The following is an 8,883-nucleotide window of genomic DNA, read 5'->3' as shown; positions in this document are numbered from 1 at the left end:
TCAGATGTGTATAAGAGACAGGTCTTTGCACGCACAACAGGATTTATCCGGCCAGGGGGCGAACGAAAAACTCAGCCCGCCTGCAGGGAATATCACCATCCAAGAGGCCAGAACATGACTATCACAGGAAATTTTATTGGCGGGAAAACATCCCTGAGCGCCAGCAATGAAACCATCCCGGTTTACGATCCGGCGACCGGCAAAGTGGTGCGTGAGCTGACGCAAAGCACGGCGGAAGAAGTGGAAAAGACGATTGGCGTTGCTCATGCAGCGTTTGACGACTGGTCCCGTACTTCTCCGCTGCGCCGTGCCCGTGTGCTGTTTAACTTTAAAGCCCTGATGGAGCAACATCGCGATGAGCTGGCGGCGTTGATCGTCAGTGAACATGGGAAGGTCTGGTCTGATGCGCTGGGCGAGCTGACCCGCGGAATGGAAGTGGTGGAGTTTGCCTGTGGTATTCCGCACCTGATCAAAGGTGAGAACTCGGCGGATGTGGCAACCGGCGTAGACTGTTATTCGCTGATGCAGCCGCTGGGCGTGGTCACCGGCATCACCCCATTTAACTTCCCGGCGATGGTGCCGCTGTGGATGTTCCCGATTGCGCTGGCCTGTGGTAACACCTTTGTCCTTAAGCCACCGGCGCTGGATCCTTCTGCTTCCGTACGCATGGCCGAGCTGCTGACCGAAGCCGGCCTGCCGGACGGCGTCTTTAACGTGGTGCACTGTTCTAACCAGGATGCGGAACAGCTCTATACCGACCCGCGCGTGCAGGCCGTCAGCTTCGTAGGTTCTTCCGGTGTGGCAGAGCATATCTATAAAACAGCCAGCGCCCATGGTAAACGTGTGCAGGCCTTTGGCGCGGCGAAAAACCACGCCATCGTGATGCCGGATGCGGATCTGGAAGCGACCGTTAACGCGATTATGGGCGGTGCTTTTGGGTCAGCGGGTGAACGTTGTATGGCGCTGCCGGTGGTGGTGGCGGTGGGTAACGACACGGCAGACAAGCTGATTGCCGCCCTGACGCCACTGGTCAGAGCGCTGCGCGTTGGTCCTGGGATCCAGAAGGGCAGTGAAGAGAACGAGATGGGCCCGGTGGTCTCTGCGGCGCACCAGAAAAAAGTGCTTGGTTACATTGATAAAGGCGAGGAAGAAGGCGCGAAGCTGGTGGTTGATGGACGTAACTTCCAGGTACCGGGCTTTGCCGGGGGCTACTATGTCGGAGGCACGCTGTTCGATAACGTAACCCCGGAGATGGTTATCTGGCGGGAAGAGATCTTTGGCCCGGTGCTGAGTATTATGCGTGCGCCGGACTACGTCAGCGCGCTGAAGCTGGTCAATAGCCACGAGTTCGGAAATGGCAGTGCAATATTTACCAGCAACGGCCATACGGGCCGCGATTTTGTGCGTGAGGTGCAGGCGGGCATGGTTGGCGTAAACGTGCCGGTGCCTGTGCCGATGGCTTTCCACAGCTTCGGCGGCTGGAAGCGTTCTGTATTTGGGGCGTTGAACGTGCACGGGCCAGATGGCGTGCGTTTTTACACCCGCATGAAAACGGCCACGGTGCGCTGGCCGGGTGGTCAGAAAACCGTTTCCGAGTTCAGTATGCCTACGCTGGGCTAAGCGCGTTTCGTACGGAAAATTCAGTCATTTAAACCCCCTGATATTGCCTGTTAGCCAGGCAGTATCACAGGGAAAGAGGAGCAGCAGAATGGCATTGCTATCCAAAGCACAGCAGCCGGATGCGCAGGGGCGCATCCAGCATGTCACACCGGAAAGTGCCAGCTGGCGCTATGTCGGTTTCGATGCTTACCAGCTGAAAAAGGGCCAGACCCTGGCGCTGGAAAGCGGCAGCAAAGAGCTTTGCCTGGTGCTGGTCGCCGGGCTGGCTTCGGTGAAAACCCGCCACGCAGAGTTTCCGGGCATCGGCAAACGGATGTCGCCGTTTGAGCGTACACCGCCTTACTCAGTGTATGTGCCGCATCATGAGCAAGTGGAAGTTTATGCGGATTCCGACCTTGAACTGGCAGTGTGTAATGCACCCGGCAACGGCAATCTGCCTGCCAGACTGATCTCACCTGAGGATGTCGGTGTGGAGCAGCGCGGGAAAGGCCGAAATAAACGCCTGGTGCACAATATTTTGCCGGATGATAAGCCAGCCGACAGCCTGCTGGTAGTGGAGGTTTACACCGACGAAGGTAATACCAGCTCTTACCCGAGCCACAAGCACGATCGGGAAGATTCAGAGACAGAGACCTGTCTGGAAGAGACCTACTATCACCGTTTTAATCCGGAGCAGGGTTTCGCCATGCAGCGCGTCTATACTGACGACCGCTCTCTGGACGAGTGCATGGCGGCTTACAACCGCGATGTGGTCACCGTGCCACGAGGTTATCATCCGGTGGCGACTCTTGCCGGTTACGATAACTACTATCTGAATGTGATGGCCGGGCCAGTCAGGCTGTGGAAGTTCAGCTGGGAGAAAGATCACGCCTGGGTAAACAGCGAAGATTATCCGCGTAAATCGGGCAACTGAACGACAAATTCATAGCCTGCTGCATACTGAAACCGGCTCTGGAAGGCCAGAGAGAGGCCTTCCGACAGACTGAAATAACCTGACAGGATAACCAGGGTTGCCGCCGTAATTATCCTGAGAAGTCGTTCTGACCTGTTCATTCCTGTTCCCTCTCTCTTTGCTGCTGTTCTCTGGCCCGGCGCAGAAGCAACCAGACTCTGACCGTTTTGACAGCGACGCGGCGTGCTGCGGTTGATTCCGGATCGGCAGCCAGCTCCACCGGTTGGCATGCCTCACAGCTGCGGTTTTTAAAGTGAAGACCTTTCCCGTTCAGGATCAGATTCGAGACGATTGCTGTGCAGGTCCCCACGGTGATCCCGCTGTGTAAAAACATCCTTGCCAGCTCCGGAAGCTGTGAGAAAAGTTGCGGCACCAACACCGGCATCAGACCCAGACCCAGCGTCAGTGCAACCACCATCCCATTGTTATTATTCCGGTAATTGACCTGGCCCAGCGTACGGATCCCCGCCACGGCAACCATGCCAAACATCACAACACCTGCCCCACCCAGCACCGGTTTCGGCACCACGACCACCAGTGCGGCAATTTTGGTAAACAGCCCCATCAGGATCAAAATGCAGCCCGAAGCGGCAACCACAAAGCGGCTTTTAACGCCTGTCAGGCCAATCAACCCAACATTCTGTGCGAATGCAGCATAGGGAAAAAGATTAAAGAAGCTGCCGCAGAATGTTGCCAGCCCGCAGGCCAGTAGCCCTTTTTTCAACGTTTCGCTGTCCGCTTTTCGTCCTACCAGCTCACCGGTCGCCATCATGGAAGACATGGTTTCCACCATCACCACGACCATGACCATCGACAGCAGCAGGATGGGGATCAGGTGGAATTCCGGGTGGCCGAACTGTAGCGGAACGGGCAGGCTAATCCACGGACTGGCACTGACCCGGCTGAAATCCAGTGAGTCAACGAAGTACCACACCGTTGACCCAATAATCAGCCCAATCAGCACAGCGATGTTTTTAATCAGGCCGGAGCCAAAGGTATAGATATTCAGGATGATCACCAGCGTCAGCGCAGCCAGTGCCAGCGACAGAACATTGCCAAAGTCGGCCATGCTGCTGCTTCCTCCGCCAATCCATCCACCGGCAACCGGCATAATTGACAGTCCAATCAGCGTGACTATCGAACCCATCACCACTTTAGGAAAGAAGCGAACCAGCTTACAAATCCACGGCGCACACAGTAGCGTGAACAGACCAGCGATCATCACCGCCCCCGAAATGCCTCCCATGCCGTACTCTTTGCCGATAAGTACCAGTGGGATCAGTGCGGCAAAAGTACAACCCTGGACCAGAGGCAGACGGCATCCGAGCCACCGGCCAATGCCTATCGTCTGTAACAGCGTGGCTATTCCGCACACCACCAGATCACATCCAATCAGCACCACGATCTGGTTATCCGCCAACCCGATTGCCGAGCCGACAACCAGCGGAACGGCAACGGCCCCGGCGTACATCACCAGCACATGCTGTAAGCCATACAGGGCCATTTGGCCAATGGGCAGCACTTCATCCACTGGCAGAGAGGAAGAGGGCGTTGGGTCAGAGTGAAGTGCAGAAGTCTTCATCAGGAGAGTTCTCCCATTTTTTTCCACAGCCTGCTGGCTGCTTTACGCGCCTGGGCGTAGAGGGGGGCGACATCGAAGGGGAACTGGCGATCTTCATACACCATACGCCCGCCAACCATTACGCTGTGAACGGCTGAACTACCGAGGCCAAAAGCCAGATGCCCGGCCAGATTTTCCGGCTGCAGCGGAGTGGGAGAGGCATAATCACAGATTGTCAGGTCGGCGGTATAGCCCGGAGCCAGCTGACCAAAGCGCCCGGTAAAGTTGCGTTCCAGCAGTACATTGCCGTTTTGCAGCATGTGCATAAAGCTGTCCGGCCAGAGAGGCCCACCGGCATCCCGATGTTTGAAATAAGCGAACTTCAACTCCTCAAACATATCCGCGCCAATGCCGTCCGTTCCCAGCGCTGCCAGCTGGTAACCAGCGAGGTGGCGGTTATAGCCAACGTGATTGTTCATATTGGAACGGGCGTTATGGACAAGGCAGGCCCGGCGTTCATTCAGCAGCGTAATTTCATCGGGGGAGAGCCAGAGGGCATGCGCAATCACTGTTTTTTCATCCAGCAGCCCGAACTTATCCAGCCTGGCAATGGGGTCGATGCCATATTTATCGTGGCTGTGTGACACATCATAGCGGTCTTCAGCAACGTGGATGTGCAGGCCACGTCCGGTTTCCTGCTTCGCCTGACGAAGCAGCGTCAGCCCGGCGTCAGGGACGGTGAATGGCGCATGGGCCCCAAGGTGGGATTCCACCAGCGTGTTTCGGGGGTGGCTGCCGCGTTCGGCATCAATCAGCCGGGCAAAGGCGATATTCTCTTCCACGCCAGCTTCCAGCTCCTCCATCCCAAAATTGCGATCGGTGGTTTCGAAGCAGGTCATCCCCCGTAGCCCTGCTTCAAGAAAACCTTTGCGCAGAATGGCCAGCGAGCCTTTGATCAGACCGGGCGAGGCGTGGTGATCAATCACTGCGGTACACCCCTGACGGATCGACTCCAGTGAGCAGATCAGACCGCTGTAATACAGCGACTCTTCATCGAGCGCCCGATCCAGCCGCCACCAGAGGTTTTTCAGGGTAGAGATAAAGTCCGGACAGGGGGCGATCGGGGCAAGAATGCCCCGGGACAGACCGGAGTAGAAATGGTTATGGGCACAAACCAATCCGGGCATAACCAGCTTGCCATTCATCTGTTTGATTTCAGCCCCGGGATACTGTTCAGCCAGATTACTGCCGACTGCCACAATCTTGTCATCTTCAACGGCAATATCGTATCCCAGTTCTACCTGACAGGGTTCAAACTGCACGGCGGTACAATTTTTCAAAATCAGCATGATTATTCCTCCACACTGCCCAACAGATATGAGTGGTGCTGGCGCGTATAATCGATAATCCGCACCATCTCCTTCAGCTCGTCCGGTGTTTCTCCGGTAACGCTACCTTGCCCGTTAAGGTTCAGTCGCCAGACACGATCCTGCAGACGGACCTGCACGCTCTGCTGGCTGATGAGAAAGCCGGGATTGGTGCTGTTGCCGAAATCATCCTGACGGCTGAAAACGGTGACCTTGTCTTTATAGGGTTTGCCCTGCCACGGGCAGAACTGGGCGCAGTTGCCACATTCGTTGCAAAGCGCATCCAGATGCAGAATTTGCTGACGGCTTTGGAAGCCCGGCACGCTGAGTGCCACGTTGGCGCGATTAGGGCAGACATCCACACACTTCGCGCAGACGTAATTACATTCAAGGCAGCGGGTGGCCTCCTGGCGGGCAAAGGCATCTTCATTGCTGGCATCAATCTGCGTGACGGCGACGATCCCCCTGCGGGTATATATCGCGGCCGGATCGCTGTTCAGCCAGCGTTTGTCATCCTTGTCGGAACGAATGTTTTCCCGCTGCAGGATGGCATTGGCAGCTTTACGTGCCCCGCCAATGGCTGAAACAATGGAGGCTGGCCCGGTCTGGACATCGCCGATCAGATACACGTCAGGCAGGCTGGTTTCCAGCGTGTGCGGATTAACCTCCACTCTGCCGGAAGAGGCCAGCGGCAGGCCAATTTGACTCAGCACCTCTTCGTCCGGATTCTCACCGGTGGCGGTGATAAGCGCGTCAAAATGCTGTGTTTCTGTTTGCGCTGTTGCCATCGGGCGACGGCGTCCCTGGGCATCCGGCTCACCAGGTTGCATCAGGCGTAAGGTCATATTGCCCTGAGGATCGAAATGTTCAGGGTTCACCAGCGTCCGGAATGCCACGCCTTCCTGTCGGGCAGCGGCAATTTCTTCCGGCCAGGCGGGCATATCCAGCTCCTCCCGTCGATAGACAATGGTGACCGAGGTGACGTCTTTAACCTTCAGGGCGGCTCTTGCACAGTCCATGGCCGTGTTACCTGCCCCCACTACCGCAATCTCCCCGCGCAGGGTTTCTGGCAGGCATTTCTGGTTGAACAAACGCAGAAAATCAAAGGACTTCAAAACATGTGGATTGTTACCGGGCAGGGCAAGGGTATTGGTTTTACCCGCACCGATGCCGATGCAGACAGAGGTGAAACCCTGCTGCCGTAGCTGAGCGATAGTCAGCCGGGGGTCGCAGCTGTAGACGAATTTCACACCGTGATCGGCAATAAACCGGATGTCCTGTTCGATCAGGCTGGCAGGAATGCGAAATTGTGGAATGATGTGCCGGACCACGCCGCCGGGGCTGGCTTCCTGCTCAAACAGGGTGACCGGATGCCCTGCGCGCGCCAGGAAATACCCTACGGCAAGCCCAGCCGGACCGGCTCCCAGTACCGCTACCGGATGTTTGTCACCGGACCCCGCCGGTTTGTGCCAACGCTGGCGATAGCCCACCCAGCCTTTTTCCAGCGCAATTTTTTTGATTCGCCTGATGTTCAGGGCATTGTCGTAATCCAGGCGGGTACAGTTGTTCTGGCACTGGTGGTCGCAAATATGGCCAGTGATGGCGGGTAGAGCATTACGTTGATAGATCAGCTCCAGCGCTTCGGTGTAGCGTCCTTCACCGGCAAGACGCAGGTATTCCGGAATGTCCTGTCGAATGGCGCAGGCTGTCACGCAGGGAGCGACATAACAGTCGGTAAGCGGCAGCGGTCCCCCGGCATCTATTTCATCCCGGCTTTTCCACTCCTTCTTCGCCCATCCGGCAGTGAGTGCCGCGCTGGCAAGTGATTGCAGCCGCGGTACATCGATCTGTTTGCGGTCCCAGCCTTCATGGGTTTCCAGAATTTGTGCGCAGGCTTTCATTCGCAAATAGCCGCCGGGCTTCAGCAAATCGGTTGCCATGGTAATGGGTTGAATACCAGTGGCGAAAATATCGGCAATGTTATACTGGCTGGCTCCCCCGGAGTAGGAGACAGGAAGCTCACCAGCAAAATGTGCCGACAACACGGCTGCCACATTAATGGAGAGAGGATAAAGCGCGCGGCCCGACATGTACATTTCTTCACCGGGAAGGCGATGCTTATGATTTCGGGCACCCAACGTATTCGTCAGCTTCACCCCGAAGGTTCGCTGCCGTTTTTTACCCAGAGCAATCAGACGCTCAAGCATTTCCAGTGCCCGATTTAGCTGGAGATCGTGCCCAAAAGACTCTTCACTGAGCGAGATATAGTCAAAGCCATTGCCATCCAGGATCTCCCTGACTCGCTGATAGCCCAGCAGGGTCGGGTTGAGTTTGACGAAAGTATGCAGATTTTTCTCCGTCAGCATGTAGCGACAAATTGATTCGATCTCATCGGGAGGGCAGCCGTGCATCGTCGAGAGCGTGACGCTGTTAACCATGCGGGAGGAGATCAGCCCCGGCAGAGCGAGCAGTTCCTTCCGGTCAGCTTTTTCCAGTAGCCGCCAGTGGCCGGAAGAGAGACAGCTGAGTAACGTCTGCTGGTAGCGGGTAAATTTTTCGTTTTTACCGGCGTCGGTCATCTCTTCGATAAACTTCTGCATCGGCGGTTGTTTAATGCCCTTCAGGTCATAACCCACGCTCATATTAAAAATAAATGAGCGCCCCTTACCTGCGTGTCGGGGAGTATAGAGAGCTTCCAGCAGGTGCAGCACCATCCATGCTTTCAGGTATTCATCCCAGGCTTTCCGCAGGGTAAATTCCGTCGACCATTCGGTATTGAATGCCTCATCACTGGCATCAATACAGGGCTTTTCCAACTCAAGCCTGTCGAGGATCTGCACGGTTTTTAACTCAATAAAGCTGCCACCGGTGAGCCAGGAGACAATGATATTTTGCGCCAGCTGAGTATGTGGCCCGGCGGCAGGGCCAAGCGGGGTGTCGCAGGTTTCACCAAACAGAGAAATCTGCCGGTCAGGACGGCGTGTATAAAACTCTTTTTCCGGTATACCGAATATCGACTGGTTTTCCTGATATTCAGCGCAAATCCGCGTCAGGAGTTCGTCGAAGGGAAGGGGTCGCATGATATCGCCCATAGATAGCTCCTCATCACTTACCTGTTAATCCACATGGAGTATTCCTGTGTGGAGAGGGTTTCGGCAGAGCATTAGCAACAAGTGAGCCAGGCTGGTCCGGGGATGATTATTTGCCGTTGTTTCGTGACGGGATTCGCACTCTGCCGGCGACAGAAAGAGACTCAGGAAAGTAGGTGATAATGAAATGCATTTACAGTCGGTTTCACCGCTGGGTGAAACGAGAATCTTCGCAATTTAATAATCTCTCTCTCATTATGAGAAATTACCCCACTCCAATTGGTTATCTGACTG

5 protein-coding genes are annotated in these 8,883 nt (G+C 55.7%); 2 read left to right on the top strand and 3 right to left on the bottom strand.

Translation table 11 applies throughout. The features are described 5' to 3' along the window. Positions 1-114: 114 nt before the first annotated feature. The gene (locus GSQ70_RS02550) at positions 115-1,620 is read left to right on the top strand and encodes a CoA-acylating methylmalonate-semialdehyde dehydrogenase (RefSeq protein ID WP_158780839.1); all 1,506 of its coding nucleotides are present in this window, start codon (positions 115-117) and stop codon (positions 1,618-1,620) included. An 88-nt stretch (positions 1,621-1,708) separates the two neighbouring features. Then, positions 1,709-2,533, top strand: coding sequence for a 5-deoxy-glucuronate isomerase (iolB, locus tag GSQ70_RS02545; RefSeq protein WP_158780832.1), 825 nt, complete (start codon positions 1,709-1,711; stop codon positions 2,531-2,533). Positions 2,534-2,669: 136 nt separating this feature from the next. On the opposite strand, the gene GSQ70_RS02540 is transcribed toward iolB, so the two are convergent. The 3 genes from GSQ70_RS02540 to ygfK are packed head-to-tail and all read right to left on the bottom strand — an operon-like array spanning position 2,670 to position 8,592. Further along, positions 2,670-4,154: a nucleobase:cation symporter-2 family protein gene (locus tag GSQ70_RS02540; protein ID WP_158780831.1), complete on the bottom strand. Its 1,485-nt coding sequence runs from the start codon at positions 4,152-4,154 to the stop codon at positions 2,670-2,672. Beyond that, the gene (ssnA, locus tag GSQ70_RS02535) at positions 4,154-5,482 is read right to left on the bottom strand and encodes a putative aminohydrolase SsnA (protein WP_158780830.1); all 1,329 of its coding nucleotides are present in this window, start codon (positions 5,480-5,482) and stop codon (positions 4,154-4,156) included. The genes GSQ70_RS02540 and ssnA overlap by 1 nt, the downstream gene beginning before the upstream one ends. A 2-nt stretch (positions 5,483-5,484) precedes the next feature. Continuing rightward, entirely contained in the window at positions 5,485-8,592 is a 3,108-nt protein-coding gene (gene ygfK / locus GSQ70_RS02530; RefSeq protein WP_158780829.1) for a putative selenate reductase subunit YgfK, read from the bottom strand. Between the last annotated feature and the right edge of the window lie 291 nt (positions 8,593-8,883).

The sequence above is a fragment of the Pantoea sp. BAV 3049 genome (genome assembly GCF_009765445.1).
GTDB lineage: Bacteria > Pseudomonadota > Gammaproteobacteria > Enterobacterales > Enterobacteriaceae > Erwinia.
Note: the sequence above shows the minus strand (reverse complement) of the source record. Positions and strands in the feature narration are given on the sequence as shown.